Below are 19,579 nucleotides of genomic sequence, written 5' to 3'. Positions count from 1 at the left end.
TTGGACCTATTCGGCCGCGTCCAGACCGGCGTTTTTCAGGTCGGCCCGAGAGCGGAGCACCACCAGACCTCCCGGGACTGCCCAGATCAGCTGGATCAGTCGCCCGAAGAATGAGAGGGACAGCGCCGCCTCGGGACTGCCCAGCCCTGCGGCCCCGGCGAACAGCTCCTGGAAAGTCAGTTCCATCACGCCGATCGGCAACGCTCCGGTGAGCAGACAGATCGGGGTATAGGCAAGATACACCGGAAACGCCGTCCAGGGATCGGTGCCCACCACGCCCAGGGCCCAGCCTCCCAGGAAGTACGCTGCAATGGAAATCGTTTGGAGAACGAAGGTTAAGCACATCGAGACGGCCACCCGTCCCAGGTCTTGGCGGAAAGCCATGATCGCCTTGTCCACGCGGTGAATGTGTCGGCTGAGAGGCAGAATCGCGACCACTCGCCACAGTTGGAGTGCGCGGCGTACGGAAGCCGACGCATACAGACCTACGCTCACCACCAGGACCAGCAGGAGGAAGCCGATGACCCGCCCCCACACCCTGAAGGCCGGATTGTCCCAGTCGGCCAGGACAATAACGCCGGCCATGAGCAGCAGGCCGAGCACCCCAACCGCCCGATCGAAGAAGACGGCCGTGACCGCCTCGTGCTTCAGGGGTGTGTCTCGAGCGACGTAGTAGGCTTTGACCGAATCGCCGCCGGGCGTCCCCACCGGCAAGGCGCTGATCACGAAGTTCCCGGCGAAGGTGACCTTCACGGCTTGCCACACGGACAGATGGACCTGTTGGACGGCCAGGAGCACCTTCAGGCGAACCGAGATGAGCAGCACCGCGGGACCGAAGACCAGCATTGCCAGCAGGGCCAGCCGCCAATCTGCACTGACCAGAACCTGCTTGAACTGGCCCCAGTCGGTCTTGTGATAGAGCCACGCCAAGGCCGCGGCGCAGACCGCATAGCGTAGGACTGCCGACAGCCGCAACCTGGACTCAGCCTCCATGCGTGCGAACCTTCAGTACGCCCTTCTGACCCGAGAAGACGGATAATACAGCTTCAGAATCTGGCTCGCTTTCATCCCCTGGCGAGCCAAGGCGTCTGCGCCATACTGACACAAGCCGACGCCGTGCCCCAAACCGCGTCCCTCCTGGAACACGCACTCAGAGCCGTTGTTGGCGAGAACGAAGCAGGTGCTGCGGATCTCGCGTCCGGTGGGGTCGAGGGTCAGCCGCAGGTTTTCGGCCTCGATCTCGACCTCGCGATCCTGGCCGTCGATGCACCGGTACCTCGCGGCTCGCCCGGCGGGAGTTGCCTCGGCCACCTCGATGCGCTCGATGGGACCGATGGCCCGAAAACGGGGATATCGGCCGCGAAGCGACTCGGTGATCACCGTTTTGCCGAGTGCAACCGGTCCCCAGGAACGATCGGGCGCGTTTCGGCAGAAATCGCACTGCACATTGCCGGCCAGGGGCGGGATCTGGGCGTCTTCCCGCCCATTGATGGCGGCTGCCGAAGCGGTCGTCCCGCCACAGGCGGAGGAGTAGTATGTGCAGAAGATCCGCTCGCCCTCGGGTGCATCCCAGGCACAGACCAGACCACGGGTGTCGTAAACCGCCTCCGCGGCAGGAGACCCGTGTGGACTCCGGCCGATCCCGCGGTATACCTGCGATCGCTCCGTCGCCCTCACGTCCCACGAGCGCTTCTTACCCGCGGTCTGCTTGTGATACCAGGCGTACGTCCGAGCCGCGATGGCCTGGGCTCGAAACGTCTCCTGATGGAATCGCCGCGGAAGTTCGGCATCCACGACGGCGATGAGGTAGTCTTCGATGTCAACGACATTGGTGACCGCACCGGCGTTGTCGCCGGTCCGCGTGAACCGGATCCAGCCGCGATAGTACTGGACCTTGCCGTTGACCTGGATCCCGATGGGCTCCAGGCCGCGGGGCACCAAATCAACGACTTCGTCGGCCAAGTCGAGTTGCAGTGATGGCACGCGAATCCGTTGACCCTCAAACACGACGCCGAGCGGCTTGCCCCCTTCGCCCTGGCCGAAATGGGTACCTGCGGCAGGGTCAATCAGATCGAACGCTTCGTCCGAGCTGACCGAACACGCGGGCGTGCCCTCCAGCAAAAGGACGCGGATCTGCCGGTCGATAGGCTCGGGAACCGCCTCCGCGGGACGTGAAGCCGCGCCGGCAGGTGCCGTCCCGGGTGTCTGATGACAGCCCGCGCCGAGGAGTACCCACAATCCCAGTGTGGCGAGACAACACATGCGGTGATCATGGGACCACAACGACCGGGTGGTCACTCGACAGGCAGCCAACCTGCCCGGCAGCCCACTGCTCAGCCCGGTAGCGATCGTCGTGAATCTACTCCGGTTTGCGGAGGCTGACGCCAAACTCCGCCAACTTGGCCTTGATTTCGTTCAAGGAGGTCTGGCCGAAATTCTTGGTCGCCAGAAGCTCTGCCTCGGTCCGCATGATCAGGTCGCCCAGGGTGACCAGATTCAGCCGCTGGAGGCACTTGCGCGACCGGCTGGAGAACTCGATCTCGGACAGGTACTTGTTGAGCACATCCGGGGAACCCTCCGGAAGCTGGCGACGCGGGGCCGGGCGAGTGGAGCGAATGGCCTCCTCCTTGAGCTGGCCCAGCCGCAGCCCCTTCTGGGCAAGCATGGCCTTGATCTCGTTGAGCGAGGTCTCACCGAAGTTCTTGTAGGCCAGCAGTTCCGCCTCACTAATGCGCAGCAGATCGCCAAGCGAGTTGATGTTCATCTTGCGGAGGCAGTTACGGCTGCGGACGCTGAGTTCGAAATCCGCGATCGGGGTGTCGAGGATCGCATTGCGCTTCTGGCGGCTGCGCTCCTGGTTCTCGTCATAGTACATGTCCATCGAGCTCTCGATGTCCTTCGCGAACATGCGGGCCCGCTGGTGATTGGGGTGCTCCGCCAAGACGCGATCGATGCAGCGGAGGGCGTCCTCATATCGCCCGCGATCCTCGTAAATCACCGCCAGATTGATCAGCGCGTTCACATGGACAGGCGTCTTGGCGGCCAGGGCCTCGTAGTACTTGACGGCTTCATCATCCGCACCGTGCAAGTCGAGGTAGAAGGCCAGGGCAAACATCGCCTCCTGGTGATTGGGGTCCATGCTGAGCGCCTTCTCGTAGGCGGCCACGGCATCCCCCCCCTGTCCCTTGGCTTCCAGAAGCCGCCCGCGGGCGAAATGCCATTGCGGATTGTTAGCGGATTCCGCCTGGCTCTGGCTCAGTTCGGTCTCGGCTTGTTGGATCTTGCCCTCGCGGATCAAAGCGGCGACATCAATCATTGTGGTGAACCCTGTGCTCCGTGTGTAAAGTGAGGAAGCAATCATGACGCGGCGTGCAAGGGACATAGCCGACCCGCCCCGCGCCGCACGCGATTTCGAAGGTAGTGTAGTCAAACCAAGCCCCAATGCAAGGGCCGCGAAAGGCCGCCCGCCGTCGCCGGGGAATTGACGCTCCCGCAAGGCTTGAATACCATGAGCCGCCGAGGTGCGAGGCACGCGATCCCGCGCCCGTCACATGGTGTAAACACTTGGCCGACAGGTTGTTACGGCGGCAGCATCCCGACCTGGGCAAAGGAGTGGCCCTTGATTCCAGAGCTGATTCGATTGGTGGAGGCGTTCGGTGGCCAGCGGGTGCTGCTGGTCGGCGATCTGATCCTGGATCGGTATGTCTACGGCGACGCGGAGCGGATCAGCCCGGAGGCACCGGTGCCGGTGCTGTGCAAGAAATCGGAGGAAGAGCGGGTCGGCGGGGCCGGCAGTGTGGCCGCCAACCTGCGTGAGCTCGGCCTGGACGTCATCTGCTGCGGAGCGGTCGGTCTGGACGATTCCGGCAGCCGGCTGCGAGCCCTGTTGCAGAACCAGGCGATCAGCACACGCGGCGTACTCGCCGTCGGCGACCGCCCCACCACCACCAAGACGCGGTTCGTCGGCCTGGCCCAGCATCGTCATCGGCAACAACTCATGCGCGTCGACGAGGAGGTGACCCGGCCACTCGGTCCCGGGGATGCGGATCGGCTGGCCGAGTTGGTGCGGCGATGCACCTCCCACGCGGTCGCAGTGTGCCTGGAGGATTACGGCAAGGGGCTTCTCAGCAACGCTCTGTGCCAACGCATCATCGCGGCGGCAAGGGAAGCAGGCAAACCGGTCCTAGTGGATCCGGCTCGGGTCAGCGACTACGCCCGTTACCGCGGGGCAACGATGCTGACGCCGAACCGAAACGAGTTCCAGATCGCCAGTGGCTGCGCGGATACGAGCTTGACGACCGTGCTGGCCGAGGTGAACCCCCTGATCGAGCGATGTGACCTAGAGGGGTTGCTGGTCACCCTGGACCGCGAGGGGGTGGTCCTGGCAGTCCGCGGGCAGAAGCCGGTGCACGTTCCGACGCGGCCACGAGCGGTGTACGACAATACCGGCGCGGGCGACGCCGTGCTGGCCATGCTGGTGGCCGCTCGGGTGGCCGGGGCGACCTGGGAGCAGGCCGCTCATCTGACCAACGTGGCCGGCGGCCTGGAAGTCGAGAAGTTCGGCTGCGTGCCGATCCGCCGCGACGAGGTCATCGCCGACCTGCGGATCTCGTCGGGCTCGGCCGGCAGTAAGGTTCGTGACTTGAAGGAGCTGGCCGCCGAGCTGGCCCTTCGCAAGAGCCGGGGCGAGACGGTGGTATTCACGAACGGCTGCTACGATCTGCTGCACGTGGGACACGTGCGGCTGCTGGAACAGTGCCGAAGGATGGGCGCGATCCTGGTCGTCGGCCTGAACTCGGATGTCTCGGTGCGTGCCCAGGGCAAGGCTCCCGGCCGACCCATCGTGCCCCAGGATCAACGAGCGGAAGTTCTGGCCGCCTTGGGCTGCGTGGACTACGTGGTGATCTACGACGACCCGACCCCGAAGGAGGTCATCGAGAAGCTGTCCCCGAACGTCCTGGTCAAGGGCGAGGACTGGGCGAACAAGGGTGTGGTCGGACGGGAACATGTCGAAGCCACGGGCGGCCGGGTGGTCCTCGTGCCCATGGAAAAGGGCCTGAGCACGAGCGGCATCATCGAGCGAATCAGGCACGGATCGTAGGCCGACCGGGCTGGGGAGATCGAACCCCGGCACGGGCCTGATCAGAAGCAGGCAACCTCGATCAGGGCAGCTGCGGCTGCCTGGGTACCTGAGGATGTCTCGCCCAACCGCTCGACCCTGCGGTCAAGACGAGCTCGAAACCGGTCCCGCGAGGCACAGAACGAACCGAAAACATGGCTCTCCTGGTGTCTGTCAGCGGCCGTCCCTTTCGACAAACTCGGCCTCGCTGCCCGACCGAACCTGCCGACTCGACTTGCCCCGGCTCGTTTGGCGTCTGCCTGCCTTGCCCAAGGCGCAGGAGGAAGGGGACATGGGCCGCTTGCGCGCGGTCCCGACCGTCTTCCGGGCTCACCTGGTTCTCCAAACGGTTTTGACCGTCGAGAACCTGAACCTCGGCCGGCAGTTGGCGATCCTCAAGCGGACGGCCACGGGCGGGTCAATTCGCCCATGGCCGTCGGGAGGACAACTGACCTTCACCTCATGGCAGGTGTGCTAGGGTTTGCAGTCCGGCGACTGGGCCGACGACCACGGAATCATCGCACCCGTATAGCACTTGGCGAACTCCGCCAAGTCTGCGGCGTCGACGGCGCCATTGCCCACGCCGTAGTTGTCGCGATCGAAGCACTTGCACAAGCCAAGCGGCCCGGACGGCGGCGTTGATCCCGTGAAGCACGTCTGGAACGTACCGAAGTCGACCTGGTCGACGTCGCCATCGCCGTCCGCGTCGGCGAACGGCTGATGGTCGCAAGTGGCCACGTCGGCGTAGAAATGCACGCCGAAGTAGTTGGGATCCGAGTTGATCGGGTTCCACACCGTCCAGGCCGGGTCAGTGGTTAACAGCCAGAGAAATGTGTTGCCACTTTTAGCCAGGTAATCGATCTCGATGGGGTAGAGGCCGTCCTCCGGGGCATGCACGTACATCATCGGCCATTCGTTGGCATCGTAGGTAGCCCCTTCGCGATGCACGTCCACTCCGCCAATCTTGACGATCACCGCGTCATCGGCAAAGACGCCCATGACGGTGCCGCCCTTCTTCAGAGCGATTCGGCCGCTGAGACGCATGGCAAACCAGTTATCCAGCTCTCCCGGGAACGGTTCTCCGGGCGGAAGAGCCCAATTGTCGGTCTTGAAGCTGACCTGGTAGACGATGCCGCTGAACGCGACCATACCCTGCTGCCGAAGCAGCGCATCGGCGTCGCCGTAGACCACCGCGTCGAGCAGATCCTTGGCCTGGTGGAGATTGATGAAGGCATCGTGGCCAAGGCCACCGTAAACGGACTGGCCATATGTATCGCCGCTGGCCGCCGCCCAAGAGACAACCTCGGCATGCAGACCCGGGGTGATGCCGGCGTCATACGGAGCCACCTTAGCGCTGGTCGGAAGCACGACCGGATTGCGCGGAGTGCCGCCGTCGGCCAGGTTCTGGAACACGTTGAGAGCGCCGGGGCTGTTGAGCAGCACAGGGCTCGCGTCGGCCGTCTGGTACTGGAACACCTCCAGCAGAGGCGTGGGAGTCACGGCGGTTGACTGGATGTATGCCACGCGGATGTCGTAGAGGCCGGCCTCGTCCACGTGCACTGAGACCGGGATGTTGTCCTGGGCAGGGTCGCCGTTGTTATAAGGCCAGGCGTAGGCGGCCGAATGGCTTTGGACGAGTTGCCCGCCGATCCACATCTTGCACGCACCCGAGGTGCAGGTGTTGAAACCGTAATCCCCCGGCCCGGGGAACTCGATGAGGCCCTCGACGGCCACGGCGAAGTTGTCATAGTCGGCCGGGCAGGATGGGAAGGCCGTCATCCAGTTGGTCTGGCTACCGGGGAAACGGCCGAGCCCCTGGCCGGCTCCATAGGCGACGACGCTAGGGTGTTGGCTGGTGTCGGGCGGGGCGACGATCACGATGTTCGGGCCGCCGGCGAGATCGTATTGCAGGGCCGCCTCAGCGTAGCCGAAGAAGGGTTGCTCTGCTGCGCAGGGCGCGAAGGTAGCGTTCCAGCCGAGCGTGCCGCCCTGGCCCGTCTCGGCGCGTTTGGCGCTGGCCGGAATGACATAGCCGTTCGTCTTGACGGCATGATACGCAGCACCCGGCGTCACGGATTGGTGCACGGTGATGGTGGAACCCGGGCCGTTGACAGGTACCACCGTGCCATCGACCACCTGGTAGAGATCGACGTATCCGACGTCGAGGTACTGGGTGTACTCGACGCGGATGGGATACGTTCCGCCGGCATCCGGCGGCACGACCAGCTCAAAGAGCATGATGTGCGGCTGGTAGTAGACGACGTCGATGGCCTGATTGCCGATGAAGAGCCGGGCCTGGTCGTTGGCGTCCAGTCCGAGGAAGTAGGTGCCCGGGCTCAGGGTGACGAAACCGTCGGCTCGCATGGCGAAGAGCTGAGCGCCACCGGGAGCGTTGGGGAACGGCGTGCCGCCGGTGAACACACGAGGCCACCCGGTGGTATCGCCAGTGGCGAAGTTGATGGTGTCGGAGGTGCTGGCGTGGGCCGGATCATTGCCCAGGAAATCCAGGAACATCAACGCAGAGGTGTTCCAGTCTTCACATTCCCGGTCGCGCTTCCAGAACAGGTTGTAGCCCGAGCCGGGTTGGTAGTAGATCCACGGCGAGGGCGTCGTCTTGACCTTGAATCCCGAAGCACCGGCGGTCGTGCCGTTGCTGACGCGCTCGGTCTTGGAAAGGGTGAGTGTCCACGGTTCGCCGCCCGACAAGTCCAGAGGCGCTGCCTTGCCGTCCAACAGCCCGTAGACGACCGGCTGGTCGGCTAGGCCGGCGTTGGTGCTGCCGATGGCCGCATACGGGAAGGTCAGTGGGTTGGTGATGTTGGTCAGACGGCGATAGAACTCGACGCCGTCGCCGGACGTGGCGGCAACATAGGTGATCTGGATGGGGTAGATGCCGGCGGGGTCGACATGCAGGTTGCAGCGGATGTCCTCATTCTGACCGACGTACATGCCGGTGAAACCGGAGAGTACGACTTGGCCTCCGATGGAGACCTCGACCTGGTCGTCAGCGCCAATGCCCAGGGAGTAGTCGCCGGCGGCCGGGAACTGGATCCACCCTTTGGCCGTCATGGCGAAGTTGTCGTGATCGGCCCCGTCGGTGAGGCCGGGGAAGTACCGGCCCCGTCCCAGGTTGCCGTTATCGCCGGTATCGACGTAGTCGACGGCCGGCTCTCCAGTGACGCTGGCAAGCAGCGACAGATGTGCATTGACGCCCGAGGCCAGGTCCGTCGCGATGTCTCTCTTGAGGAAGCCAAGACTGGGAAGCTGGACCTTGGAGGCGTACGTGGTTACATCCCAGCCGGGTTGGCTCGGCGTACCGGCGGTCGGCGAAGCGGTCAAGGTCACCGGATCGCCGGCGGCGAGCTGCGGAATACTGCCGGAGTACGGCAGGGCTGTGCCGCTGACACCCGTGGTACTCACTCGAACGTTGGCGAACTGCATGGTGCCCGTCGCCGAACCCCCGCCGGCACTGAAGCCGAAAACCGCACCGGTGCTAGGCCAAGGGCCGACCTGGTAGTCGAGGACCTTCTTGCCTTCCGGAGGATCACCTTCGCCAAGGCCGTACCCGCCCGGCTGGAGGTCGAGCAGGACGCCGGGCAGACCGGTTGAATTGGGGATCCTCATGTACACTTGAATCTGTCCCAGCCCGCCGTGATCCGGATCATTGTAATAGACGGTAATATGAATGGGGATGTTGCAGGTACCAATCATCATCATGTAGGGCAAGACATCAGGTGACACGCCGGTAGGCCAGTAGAACGGGCCGTTGACGAGATCCAGCACATCCAAGTCGGTCTGGAGACTGGGGAAGCCCACGCTGTAGAGATCCCAGAACGAGTAGAGGTCCACCCCCAGGTGGTTCCTGGCGGGACCCCAGTCCGTTCCAAGCCCCTGCGAATACACTGCAGGTTCGCCGTTGCCACCGCTGGGCCAGTTGTCAAACTCAATGGCGAAACCACCGGCCTGCCACCCGAACATGCTGCCGCCCGCGCCGCAGGCGCCAACCGCCTGTTGGGCGTCAACCGTGTCTGCAACCGGTTGAACGGCGAAGGTGGCTCCATCCCCCGCTACATTGATCCAGGTATGGCCGACGCGCAGGAACATGTCGAATTCGGCCTTGAGGCTCTGCTGTTGGAGGTTCATCGGGTAGCCGGGATCGGAGTTGCCGGCGTACCAGGCGGTGGCGGCGCCGACGTCGGCGAAGCCTGCGTGGATCAGGGTGAGGCGATTGCCGCAGAGCGCGTAGTCCTGGGCTCCTGGAATGCTCCACAGCGTCGAGGAACAGGCCTCGTTCCAGCCGGCCGGGTCCTGGCTGAAGATGACCGGGTCGTAAGCTGGGCCATAGTAGTTCCGGGTCGCCCAGCCCGGAGGCTTCGTGCCGGGCGCGACCGAGTTGAAGTCGCTGACATAGCTGAACTGGCCCCACGCGGGTGCAGCGGCCAACAAGGCCAGTACCGCGATACAGGACCGTAGGTACAGGTTCGTGCGCATACGATTTGTCCTCCTCTAACAGAACGGATAACTGGCAGTGCTGCCATGCGGATCAGCAGCGGCGTTCGTCCGGTGGACGTGAGCGTGGCGGCGAAACAACCGAACCGCGACCGCAACTCCTCAGAAAGTCCTGGTTGTTCTCCCGCGTTAGCCATGTGGCCGATTAGCGCGGTACGGTTGTGACTGGCGGATCTCGCCTCCTTCCTCTCTCTGCGAACACAGGCGGGCCCGCATCGCCGCGACCGTGGCCACCGGAAACGATCGGTTGTGCCCGCGCCCCGTTGGGCAACGCCAAGGTTGCGCCCAACCGGCCGCGTCGCGGGGCCGGGTTTAAGCCCCCCACAGAGTACCCGGGCGGATGGCCCAGGCCGGAGGCCCGGCCGAAGCCCTGAAACACACACGCAACCTGCTGTTCGCACGTTCCAGGAATCCGATAGAACCTCTTGTATGCTAACGGCTTTTCGGCGATCGGAGCAAGAGGAATCAACAGGTGTTTCTCGACACGCCTGTTGCCAGTCTGGTATGCTCATGCTATGGTTGAGGCGACCTCAAAGGGTTGAGAATCGTCATGGGATCAGCACGCGACGTACACTGCTACCTGCCCGTCAACGATGACGCCATGCGCTGGGGCATCTACTTGACGGGGATCGGACGGGCGACAACTCCGCCGGGATCCGTCTACCCCCGGCAAGCCCATCCTCACCTGTACCACTTCCGCTGGGAACAGGGACGTCAACTCCCTGAGTTCGCGCTGCTCCTGATCAACAAGGGAACCGGCCTTTTCGAGTCGAAGACCACCGGGCCGCTGCCGGTGCCGCCACAGAGCGTCATTTTTCTGTTTCCGGGCGTGTGGCACCGGTATCGGCCGTCGCCCCAAGTCGGTTGGACGGAGCGGTGGCTCTGTTTCAGCGGTGAACTGGCCCACCGGCTGATGGACATGTCCCTCCTCCAACGCGAGTGCCCGGTGCGTCGCATCACCGGCTCGGGGCTGCTGGTCAGGTGCTTCGACGAGCTGATCGAAAAGGTCCTGGTCAATCCGGCCCGCAATTCCATTCTGCTGTCACTGCACGCGCTGGGCCTGCTGGGTACAGTCATCGAGGCGGTCGCCGGCATCACACTGCCCAGCGCCCTGGAGCCCTCGGTTCAGCTTGATCTGCCCACAGACTCGGCGGTCTCCGGGGCTCTGGCCCGAATATGGACCCGCGGCCATCAGGCCATCTCCGTCAAGCAGCTTGCCGAAGGAGTCGGCGTGACCCAACGAACCCTGGAACGTCGGTTCCAGCGATATGTCGGCCATTCGGTTGTTGAGGAGATCATTGCCTGCCGGGTGAACCGGGCGAAACGTCTGCTCGAAGAGACGGACATGCCGGTGAAGGCGATCGCATACCTGGCAGGATTCCCAAGCGAGCAGCGCATGCGGGTCGCTTTTGCCCAGCGTGAGGGGGTTACGCCCCTTAAGCTCAGGCGGCGCTCCCACGGGGGGCATGCCGAGGCAAACCGGTAGGGTGGTCAAGGGCCATTCGAAACGGCCCCCCGGTGCCGAGACGCAAGCCATATCAAGAGAAGACTGATGCGCCCCGAGCGCCCATGGCCGCTCCCGTTCGCTGCGGATCGTGAAGCCGGTGGTTCGCCTCCCTGCAGTCAGTAGTCTGAGGGAGGACGGTATGTGTGCGGACTCGCGTTTTCTGAGGGTCTTGGGTGTCCCCCTTGTATCGAAGCGGATATCCCTTTTCATCGACGGGAGCTGTATACTCTGAGCAGGAGTCCTGACCTCGTGCCACTGAAACATGGAGGCTTTTAGAGGTCCAGGGGATGGAGTCGTCGAGCGGTGTCATAAGGACTGATATACCCGTGCGGGGATGTGCATCCGTTGCGCCACAGCACACGGGGTGGGTGCCCCGGTGAGTGACAGGAGGGCGGTGTCCCATGGCGGCTTTATGGAGTTCTGATCGATGAGAAGTGCCTCGTTGTCTGCTTCGTTGGTGGCGGTCCTCGTCAACTGCGGTTACATGGCCTCGGCAGCGTCGGCTCAGGAAGAGTACCGCCCGTCGGTCGTCAAGATACTGGCTACTCGCCGGGGGCCTGATCTGGTCCGACCGTGGACAAAACAGAGTCCCCGGCAGGTCTCCGGCTCCGGACTGGTCATCGATGGCAAACGGATCCTGACCAACGCCCATGTCGTGGGTTACACCACGGAGGTATACGTCCAGGGTTTCCAGTCTGCGGATAAGATCGCTGCGAAAGTCCTTGCCGCAGCTCAGGGCGTCGATCTGGCGGTGCTCTCTGTTGACGACGAGTCCTTCTTCGCCAACCGCCTCGGCTAGCTGGCGACCGTAGTGGTCCACCAGGATGCGAATAGCCAACCGCAGACTGCTCAGGTCGCCGGGCGTGATTGGGCGAATGAGGCGATCCGTGAAGAACCGGGCACAGAACTCGGCGACCGACGGACCGGCCTGAGAAGCTTTTCCTGGCTGTTCACGCTTTGCCTGAGGGAGAGCAGGAGCTGTCGTTCTGTTGTCGGTTTTTGATTGATCATGCCCGGAACAGGAGGGCGGGATCGATATGCCTTTCCTGGCCCGAGCGGCACCTCGGGGACAGGTCCGCTTTTCTCAGAGCGGTACCTCGAGAAAAGCGAAAGGCTTACAGAGCCCGCCCTCCAGGGCATGGCGATGAGTCAAAAACGGTGCGCAGGAACAGAGCGGCCACTCGATCGGAAGGTGAACGGCCCCGCTTGGCGAGAACTGGTCTGCCGCGGGTCGTTGCTGGCGGCATTCCAGGGAGGGCTGGCAAGGAGGTGAGGGCCCTGAGCCTGCCCGCACTGCTCTGAAGACGGCTCATCGCCAGCAGATGACTGTGCGCGGTCGTCGTGTCGGCGGCTTGCTTGCCGGCAACGACGAATGCCTGTACGTTCTGGCCGTGGGTCAGGAGTCAACAGATGCGTCGTCGGACGTTCCTCCGCCGGATGATCCTGGGTGGCACAGGTGTTTCGCTCCTGAAGGGCGACTCATCAGCCCGCGGCTACCGGGCCAACGAGAAGCTCAACGTCGCGCTGGTGGGCGTGGGCGGCCGCGGCGAGTGGTTTGTGGACACGATCCCAAAGATGGAGAACGTGGTCGCGCTGTGCGACGTGAACGACCAGAAGCTGGCCGCGGCGTTTCAGCGATGGGCGCGACAATCCAGGGCCCTGGCGACCTCGCCGCACGACTGGGAGCGAGGGGCGGCGGAAATCTACACGCGGATTCTAAGGAGCAAGCCACGGACGTTCCACGACTTCCGCGAGATGCTCGACACGACGAAAGACATCGACGCGGTCGTTGTGGCCACGCCCGACCACAGCCATGCGGTCATATCGGCCGCAGCCATCCGGGCCGGCAAGCACGTCCTCTGTGAAAAGCCCTTGAGCCGTACGGTCCACGAGTCGCGGGCTCTGCACGAGCTGGCCCACCGGTACAAGGTGGCCACGTCCATGGGCAACCAGGGTACGGCGGCCGGCCCATTTCGCCGGGCGCTGGAGTTGATCCGTGGCGGGGCCTTGGGCGAGATCAAGGAAGTGCACATATGGAACGACGGCGGCGGTGCGGATCGCAAGGAGCCGCCCAGCGGAACGGAGCCTGTCCCGGAATACCTGAAGTGGGACTTGTGGCTCGGCCCGGCCGCATTCCGCCCCTATCGCCACGAATGGCTGCAGTGGCATCAATGGCGTGAGTTCGGCACGTGTCAGCTCGGCAACTGGGGTTCGCACACGGCCAACCTGGCTTTCATGGCGCTTAAGGTGTACGAGCTGTGGCTGGGCGAGCCGAGCGGAGTCAACCGGCCGGTGATCAGGGTTGAGGCCAAGTCTTCCAGCCTCAACCGGCTGTCATTCCCGCGCTGGGAGCTGATTCAGTGGCACATCCCCGCCCGCGCGGAGTTCCCGCCGATCATGTTTACCTGGTACAACGGCCAGGCGCCCGGGGCCAGCGAGCTGATCGATTCACTCAAGCGAGAAGCTGCCGACAAGGATCGACAGGGGATAGACTTCTCCGGCGCCTACATCGTGGGCACGAAAGGCCGCATCCACGCGACCGGCCACAACGCCACCTTCCGGCTGCTGCCCGAAGAGCAGTTCAAGGATGTGCAGCGGGACCGGCCGGAGACGGTCGAAAGCTCGCGCGGGCACGAGATGGATTGGCTGCTGGCCTGCCGCGGCGGCAAACCGGCGTGGGCCAATTTTGATTACGCCGACGCGCTCAACGAATTCCTCATGATCGGGAACGTGTCTACGCAGGTAGAGGGCAGGCTCGATTTCGAACCGGTTGGAATGAAGATCGCCAACCATGGCGAGGCCGATGCCCTGCTGCGCTCGGAGTATCGCAAAGGCTGGACCTTGTGAAGGGGCTCTTCATGCATGGCTGCAGGCTCTCCGCGGCAGTGTCCTGCTTGGTGTCTTTCATCACGCCGTTTTCGGCGAGCGCCCAGGTGCCGTCGCACCAGGCGGACCTGATCCGCAAGGCGGCCCCGGCAAAGGCCCGCGTAGCACCGAAGAGAGCCCGGACGGTGTTGATCTGGAACACGCCGCCCGCGTTCATGGACAAGGATCCGCACAAGGGCTACTGCATCCCCTACGGTGAGTTGGCCATGAAGGTCCTGGGCGAGAAGACCGGCGCCTACAAGCCGGTGGTCAGCGACGACATCAGCGTGTATCTGCCCGAGAACATCCGGCGGTTTGACGCTATCGTGATGAACAACAGCTCCGGGCCGTGGATCCGCCCTGCAGAAGCGGACCTGGAGAAGCTGAAGGCGTACGGCCACGACGTAGATGCAGCGGAGAAGGCCCTGCGTAAGAGCTTGCTCGACTATGTGGCCAACGGGGGTGGAATCGTCGCCTATCACTACGCCATTGGGGCCAATCCGCAATGGCCTCAGTTCCGTGAGTTGCTGGGCGGCAAGTTCATCGGCCATCCCTGGAACGAGGAGGTCGGAATCCAGGTGGAGGAACCCCGCCATCCGCTCGTGGCGGCGTTCGGGGGAAAGGACTTCCGCTTGGCGGACGAGATCTACGAGTTCGGTGAGCCGTATTCGCGTCAGAATCTACGAGTGCTGCTGTCGCTGGATACGCAGAAGACGAACATGAAGGTGCCATGGGTCACCCGCAAGGATGGCGATTTCGCCCAAGCCTGGGTCAAGCCGCACGGCAGCGGCCGGGTCTTCTTCACCGGCTTCGGGCACCGCACAGAAATCTGGTGGCATCCCGCGCTTCTACGTTTCTACCTGGACGCAATCCAATTCGCTTGTGGCGATCTGGAGGCGCCGACAGCCCCGCGGCCGGCCGGCGGCAGCCGTCCTTCATCGAATGAGAATGCCCAACTGGGCAAACCAGAAAGAGGAGGCTGATCGTGAATCCAGCGTTGAGCCGTCGAGAGTTCATCGGGGCCAGTCTGGCTGCAACCGGCGCGGCTTATCTAGCCGTTGAACCAGGCCAAGGGGCGGCCACCGGGCCCTCGGAACCAGCAGTGAGTCTTCCTTCTGCCAGAATCCACAAAGTCTATGTCGGCAAGTCGGGTCAGGCCTGGCCCAAGCCAACCTTCGACCCGCGCGCGGAGGTCGGCAAGTTCGAGGAAGAGCTCGGCCGGGTTGAGCGGCAACTCGGGAATGTGAAGTTCCTGGGTGGGGAGCTGGTGCAGACACCCGAAGAGGCGGGGAAGCTGGCCGGCGGGCTGAAAGATGCGGACGGCGTTCTGCTGATCCATCTTTCGCTCGGCACGCTGCCCATGCTGCAGCAGATCGTCGATGTCGGCCGGCCCACGGTCGTGTTCTCGCAGCCCTTCAGTGGGCACGAGTGGATGTTTGTCCGCCAATGGCAGAAAGAGGGCAAGCGGGTTGTCCTGCAGCCCACGCGTGATCTGGGCGAGCTCGCACGCGGGGCCGCCCTGCTGCGCGTTCCCGGGCAGATGCGGCAATCGCGGGTGGTTGTGATCGGAGAGCCGGACGGCACGCCGTCGGCACGCTCGCCTGAGCGGGTCAAAGAGCGGCTCGGCGTCGAAGTCGTGCCCGTGACTGTGGCCAGGCTCGTCGAGGCCCACAAGGCCGTCGACGCCAAGGCGGCTGAGGCCGACGCGGAGGACTGGATCGCCAGAGCCAAAAGGGTTGTGGAGCCCTCTCGCGATGAGATCACCAAGTCCTCGCGGATGCACTTGGCCATGCGCGAGCTGATGAAAGCCGAGAGGGCCCAGGCGATCACGGTTCGCTGCCTGGGCGGGATTCCAATCGACATCCTCGGCTACCCGTGTCTGGGGTTCGTGCGGCTGCTGGATTCCGGGCTGGTGGGGGCTTGCGAGGCCGACATGGATTCCACGCTCACCATGCTCATGTACCAATATGCGTTCGGTGTGCCGGGCTTCATCACCGACCCGCTGTTCGACCTTTCGCGCAACGCGGTCATTCACGCCCATTGCACGGCTCCGACGCGAATGGACGGGCCCGCCAAGGCCCCCGCGCCGTACACGATCCGCACCCACCGTGATGATGACCGCGGAGCCGCGCTGGAGGTGGAGATGCGCCTGGGTCAGATCATCACGTGCGCGAAGCTCGTGAACCTGGACACCATCCTGGTCTCCAGGGGCAAGATTATCGAGGTGCCCGATTTTGATGACCGTGGTTGCCGGACGCAGATTACCACGGAGGTGGCCGACGCGGGCAAGATGCTCGACGAATGGGGTGCGGGCCTGGTGGACGGCTGGGTTGCTCAGCTTCACCGGGTCGTGTTCTACGGCGATCATCTGCAGAGCACGACGGACCTGGCCACACTGATGGGACTTAAAGTCATCGAAGCCATGTAATGAGAGGCGTGAGAGTACTTGGGCTCGCGGACATAGCGGGCCTCGGCCTGCGCGGCGTCCCATGAAAACGGCAAACGTCCGCCGCCGCGTTTTGCCGCCCCCGCCCGGTCCCACTCATCATCCAGAAAGTGCTGCAGCGACGAGAGCAGGAACGAACGGAACCGCCCCCGGGCCCGGTCGGCCAAGCAGACGTGTTTGTTCTCCAGGAAACGCGCGAAGCACGCCTGGGTGAGGTGGGCGGTATCCTCGGGCTGATGGCCGCGCCTGCGAACGTATACGTACAGCGGATACCAGTACTTGCGGCACAAGTGAGCCAGGGCCAACTGCAATACCTCGAGTCGAGGTGACGGAAGATGCCTTCGCCCGGCGTAGTGACCGCTTGAATCTCTATCCGTCACCGGCTCGTCGAGTCATCCCGAGGCGTCCTCATCGCCCTCCTCATCATCTTCGTCGCCGTTCTGCTGGTCATCCTCGCTCTCCACCTGCTCGAGCGCGTCGGTGATGTTGGGCTTGTCTTCAGACACCTCGTTCATCCGGTCCAGCAGCGACTGGAATTTCTCGTCCTTTTCTGCCTTCGTGCCCTGCAGGCTGTTGGCCCGCTGGCGCAAGCGGGCGGTAGCGTTGAGGAGGTCCAGGGCCTCCGCCTTGCCGAAGGACTTTCCCAGTGACGAAGAGCCATGCTCAAAAGCCAGCAGTTCGGCGGCCTCCTTCTCGTGGTCATTCCACGCGTGAGGATCGATGAAATCCCCCATCAGCTCCGAGATGTCCTGCAGTTTCTGCGGCTCGAACGTCCCGCGCATGCGGTCCACAATGAATCCCAGCTCGTCGAACCGGAGGGTGGAGAAGGTCTTGGCCAAGTTGACCATGGACGAGGTGCGGGCCTTGAAGTCCTGCATGACTTCCGGCAACTTCTTCTTGTCGAGCTGGTCCTCGGTTCCGCGGGCAAGCTGGATAGCCTTGTCCAACTGACCGTACACTTCATCGATCGCCTCGATGCCCGGAGGGGTATTCGACTTGACCCACTCCCGTTGAACGACTTTCGACAGTTCGACGACCTTCATCAGCATGTACTGGATGTCGGCTTTGTCCTCGCGGGCATCGAAGTGGTTGACGATCTCTTTGGCGATGGCGTTGCAGTCGGCCTGGCTGATCTTGCCGGTCCGGAACTGCTCCATCAGGTCCAGGAGCTGATCCTTCTCCCCCTCCTCCTCCTCGTCGTCATCGTCATCATCGTCGTCGTCGTCCTCTTCATCCCCTTCCTCATCGTCATCGGTGGCGTCGAGTTCCCCGTCGCCGTCGTCGTCCAAATCCCACCGATCGCTGAGCCCGTCGCCGTCCTCGTCAGGGTCGTCGTGGCCAGTCTTGCCGTCACCGTCCGGGTCGGGGTCGTCTTCGTCGGGGATGCCGTCGCCGTCGATGTCGTCATCCTTGACATTGGGGATGCCGTCGCCGTCAACGTCGGGATCCTCGTCGTTGTCGATCCCGTCGCCATCGATGTCCCGGCAGTCACCTGGGACCAGCCGGTTGGTGCCCTGCAATAGTTCCTTCAAGTCACTGCAGCCGTCGAGGTCGCTGTCCATGTTGTCGAGGGTGGCGGCGATCTGCTCCGGTGGCACGCAGGCCGTACACTTCGTGCCCGGCCCGAGGAACTGTCCGCCATGACGTTCGCAGTCGATCTGCGGCAGGTCCTCCGTACACCCATCCAGGAGACAGCAGGCACCGAAGGCGGCATCGTCACCGGCCGATCCATCCTCGAGCGGGGCTGCAGTGTCCACAGGCGATGTGTCGCTTACAGGCTGGGCGGCGTCCGAGGGGCATGTGCCGGTAGTCTGTGGAGTCGCAGACGAGTCGTCCTGCGCCGCAGGGGCTTCGCCCTCACCGATGATCGCTTCCGCTGCGGCCGTGTCCAGCGAAGACGCTTCCGAAGACAACGGGTCGGGCGCCGCGGCGCAGCCCGCCAGCAGGCTACCGCTGATAAGCGTCACCAGCAAGAAAACGTATCGCTTCATTCGTCTCACTCCACTGGCTGGAACTCCTGTCTGGCCACAAGGCCTCGGCGACACTGAGGCGCTGCTACTGAAGCCGTGACGTCGACCCAGAATCACACGCCGTTCGGTGTTGTGTCAACGCCATTTAGGACCCCATCGCCATCAATGTCGAACTCCAGAGGATCAGTGTCCTCCAGGCCGTCGCCATCGATGTCCAGCTCGAGGGCGTCTCCGTTCGACAGCCCGTCCCCGTCTACGTCGGTGTCCACGTCGTTGAGCACGCCGTCGTTGTCCAGATCGTTGTCGTAGCCGCCGGGCGAATCCGTGTCATTCGTGTTGATGACTCCGTCACCATCCATGTCGTCATCGTCCACATTGGCCACGCCATCGCCATCGATGTCGAGCTCATTAGGATCGATGTCCGTCAGGCCGTCACCATCGATGTCTAGTTCATTAGGATCAGTGTCCGCCAGGCCGTCGCCATCGATGTCGAGCTCATTAGGATCGATGTCCGTCAGGCCGTCACCATCGATGTCTAGTTCATTAGGATCAGTGTCCGCCAGGCCGTCGCCATCGATGTCCAGTTCATCGGCGGCGTCATCCACCAGACCGTCGCCATCAATGTCCAGTTCATCGGCGTCGTCGTCCACCAGGCCGTCGCCATCGATGTCCAGTTCATCGGCGGCGTCGTCCACCAGGCCGTCGCCATCGATGTCCAGCTCACCGGCGGCGTCGTCCGCCAGGCCGTCGCCATCAATGTCCAGCTCACCGGCGGCGTCGTCCGTCCGGCCGTCGCCATCGATGTCCAGCTCACCGGCGGCGTCGTCCGCCAGGCCGTCGCCATCGATGTCCAGCTCACCGGCGGCGTCGTCCGCCAGGCCGTCGCCATCGATGTCCAGCTCACCGGCGGCGTCATCCGCCCGGCCGTCGCCATCGATGTCCAGTTCATCGGCGGCGTCATCCGCCCGGCCGTCGCCATCGATGTCCAGTTCATCGGCGGCGTCATCTACCCGGCCGTCGCCATCGATGTCCAGCTCACCGGCGGCGTCGTCCGCCCGGCCGTCGCCATCGATGTCCAGCTCACCGGCGGCGTCGTCCGCCCGGCCGTCGCCATCGATGTCCAGTTCATCGGCGGCGTCGTCCGCCCGGCCGTCGCCGTCGAT

General features: G+C 63.8%; 14 protein-coding genes. 7 read left to right on the top strand and 7 right to left on the bottom strand.

Features of this window, described 5'->3' with window-relative positions:
* Positions 1–6: 6 nt before the first annotated feature.
* The 3 genes from KA354_19875 to KA354_19865 form a co-directional block, all read right to left on the bottom strand.
* The gene (locus KA354_19875; protein MBP7936907.1) at positions 7–993 is read right to left on the bottom strand and encodes a flippase-like domain-containing protein; all 987 of its coding nucleotides are present in this window, start codon (positions 991–993) and stop codon (positions 7–9) included.
* A gap of 12 nt (positions 994–1,005) precedes the next feature.
* Positions 1,006–2,262, bottom strand: coding sequence for a SpoIID/LytB domain-containing protein (locus KA354_19870; protein ID MBP7936906.1), 1,257 nt, complete (start codon positions 2,260–2,262; stop codon positions 1,006–1,008).
* Between the two features lie 97 nt (positions 2,263–2,359).
* Positions 2,360–3,316, bottom strand: a complete 957-nt coding sequence (locus KA354_19865) for a tetratricopeptide repeat protein (protein ID MBP7936905.1) — start codon at positions 3,314–3,316, stop codon at positions 2,360–2,362.
* Positions 3,317–3,619: 303 nt separating this feature from the next.
* Between KA354_19865 and KA354_19860 the strand changes: the two genes are divergently transcribed.
* Together KA354_19860 and KA354_19855 are read left to right on the top strand one after the other, a co-directional pair.
* The gene (locus tag KA354_19860) at positions 3,620–5,101 is read left to right on the top strand and encodes a bifunctional heptose 7-phosphate kinase/heptose 1-phosphate adenyltransferase (protein ID MBP7936904.1); all 1,482 of its coding nucleotides are present in this window, start codon (positions 3,620–3,622) and stop codon (positions 5,099–5,101) included.
* Between the two features lie 310 nt (positions 5,102–5,411).
* Positions 5,412–5,597: a hypothetical protein gene (locus tag KA354_19855; GenBank protein MBP7936903.1), complete on the top strand. Its 186-nt coding sequence runs from the start codon at positions 5,412–5,414 to the stop codon at positions 5,595–5,597.
* Here KA354_19855 and KA354_19850 read toward each other — a convergent pair.
* Entirely contained in the window at positions 5,594–9,610 is a 4,017-nt protein-coding gene (locus KA354_19850; protein MBP7936902.1) for a hypothetical protein, read from the bottom strand. The two genes, KA354_19855 and KA354_19850, sit on opposite strands and share 4 nt — an antisense overlap.
* Before the next feature lie 568 nt (positions 9,611–10,178).
* Between KA354_19850 and KA354_19845 the strand changes: the two genes are divergently transcribed.
* From KA354_19845 to KA354_19825, 5 genes are all read left to right on the top strand, one after another.
* The gene (locus KA354_19845) at positions 10,179–11,114 is read left to right on the top strand and encodes an AraC family transcriptional regulator (protein MBP7936901.1); all 936 of its coding nucleotides are present in this window, start codon (positions 10,179–10,181) and stop codon (positions 11,112–11,114) included.
* Positions 11,115–11,562: 448 nt separating this feature from the next.
* The gene (locus KA354_19840; GenBank protein ID MBP7936900.1) at positions 11,563–11,934 is read left to right on the top strand and encodes a trypsin-like peptidase domain-containing protein; all 372 of its coding nucleotides are present in this window, start codon (positions 11,563–11,565) and stop codon (positions 11,932–11,934) included.
* Between the two features lie 611 nt (positions 11,935–12,545).
* Positions 12,546–13,982 carry a Gfo/Idh/MocA family oxidoreductase gene (locus KA354_19835; GenBank protein ID MBP7936899.1) on the top strand — a complete coding sequence of 479 codons (1,437 nt, stop codon included), beginning with the start codon at positions 12,546–12,548 and terminating at the stop codon, positions 13,980–13,982.
* A gap of 11 nt (positions 13,983–13,993) precedes the next feature.
* A complete protein-coding gene (locus KA354_19830) occupies positions 13,994–14,983 on the top strand; it encodes a ThuA domain-containing protein (protein ID MBP7936898.1) in 990 nt (329 codons plus the stop codon).
* A gap of 2 nt (positions 14,984–14,985) precedes the next feature.
* The gene (locus KA354_19825; GenBank protein ID MBP7936897.1) at positions 14,986–16,428 is read left to right on the top strand and encodes a hypothetical protein; all 1,443 of its coding nucleotides are present in this window, start codon (positions 14,986–14,988) and stop codon (positions 16,426–16,428) included.
* On the opposite strand, the gene KA354_19820 is transcribed toward KA354_19825, so the two are convergent.
* The 3 genes from KA354_19820 to KA354_19810 form a co-directional block, all read right to left on the bottom strand.
* The gene (locus tag KA354_19820) at positions 16,365–16,751 is read right to left on the bottom strand and encodes a hypothetical protein (GenBank protein MBP7936896.1); all 387 of its coding nucleotides are present in this window, start codon (positions 16,749–16,751) and stop codon (positions 16,365–16,367) included. The genes KA354_19825 and KA354_19820 overlap by 64 nt on opposite strands.
* 87 nt (positions 16,752–16,838) lie before the next feature.
* On the bottom strand, positions 16,839–18,437 hold the full coding sequence (locus KA354_19815; GenBank protein MBP7936895.1) for a hypothetical protein: 1,599 nt from the start codon (positions 18,435–18,437) through the stop codon (positions 16,839–16,841).
* A gap of 92 nt (positions 18,438–18,529) precedes the next feature.
* Positions 18,530–19,579: hypothetical protein (locus KA354_19810; protein MBP7936894.1), on the bottom strand; the 1,050-nt coding region annotated here is incomplete at its 5' end.

The sequence above is a fragment of the Phycisphaerae bacterium genome (assembly GCA_018003015.1).
Classification (GTDB): domain Bacteria; phylum Planctomycetota; class Phycisphaerae; order UBA1845; family PWPN01; genus JAGNEZ01.
This window is presented reverse-complemented; position numbering and strand designations above follow the sequence as displayed.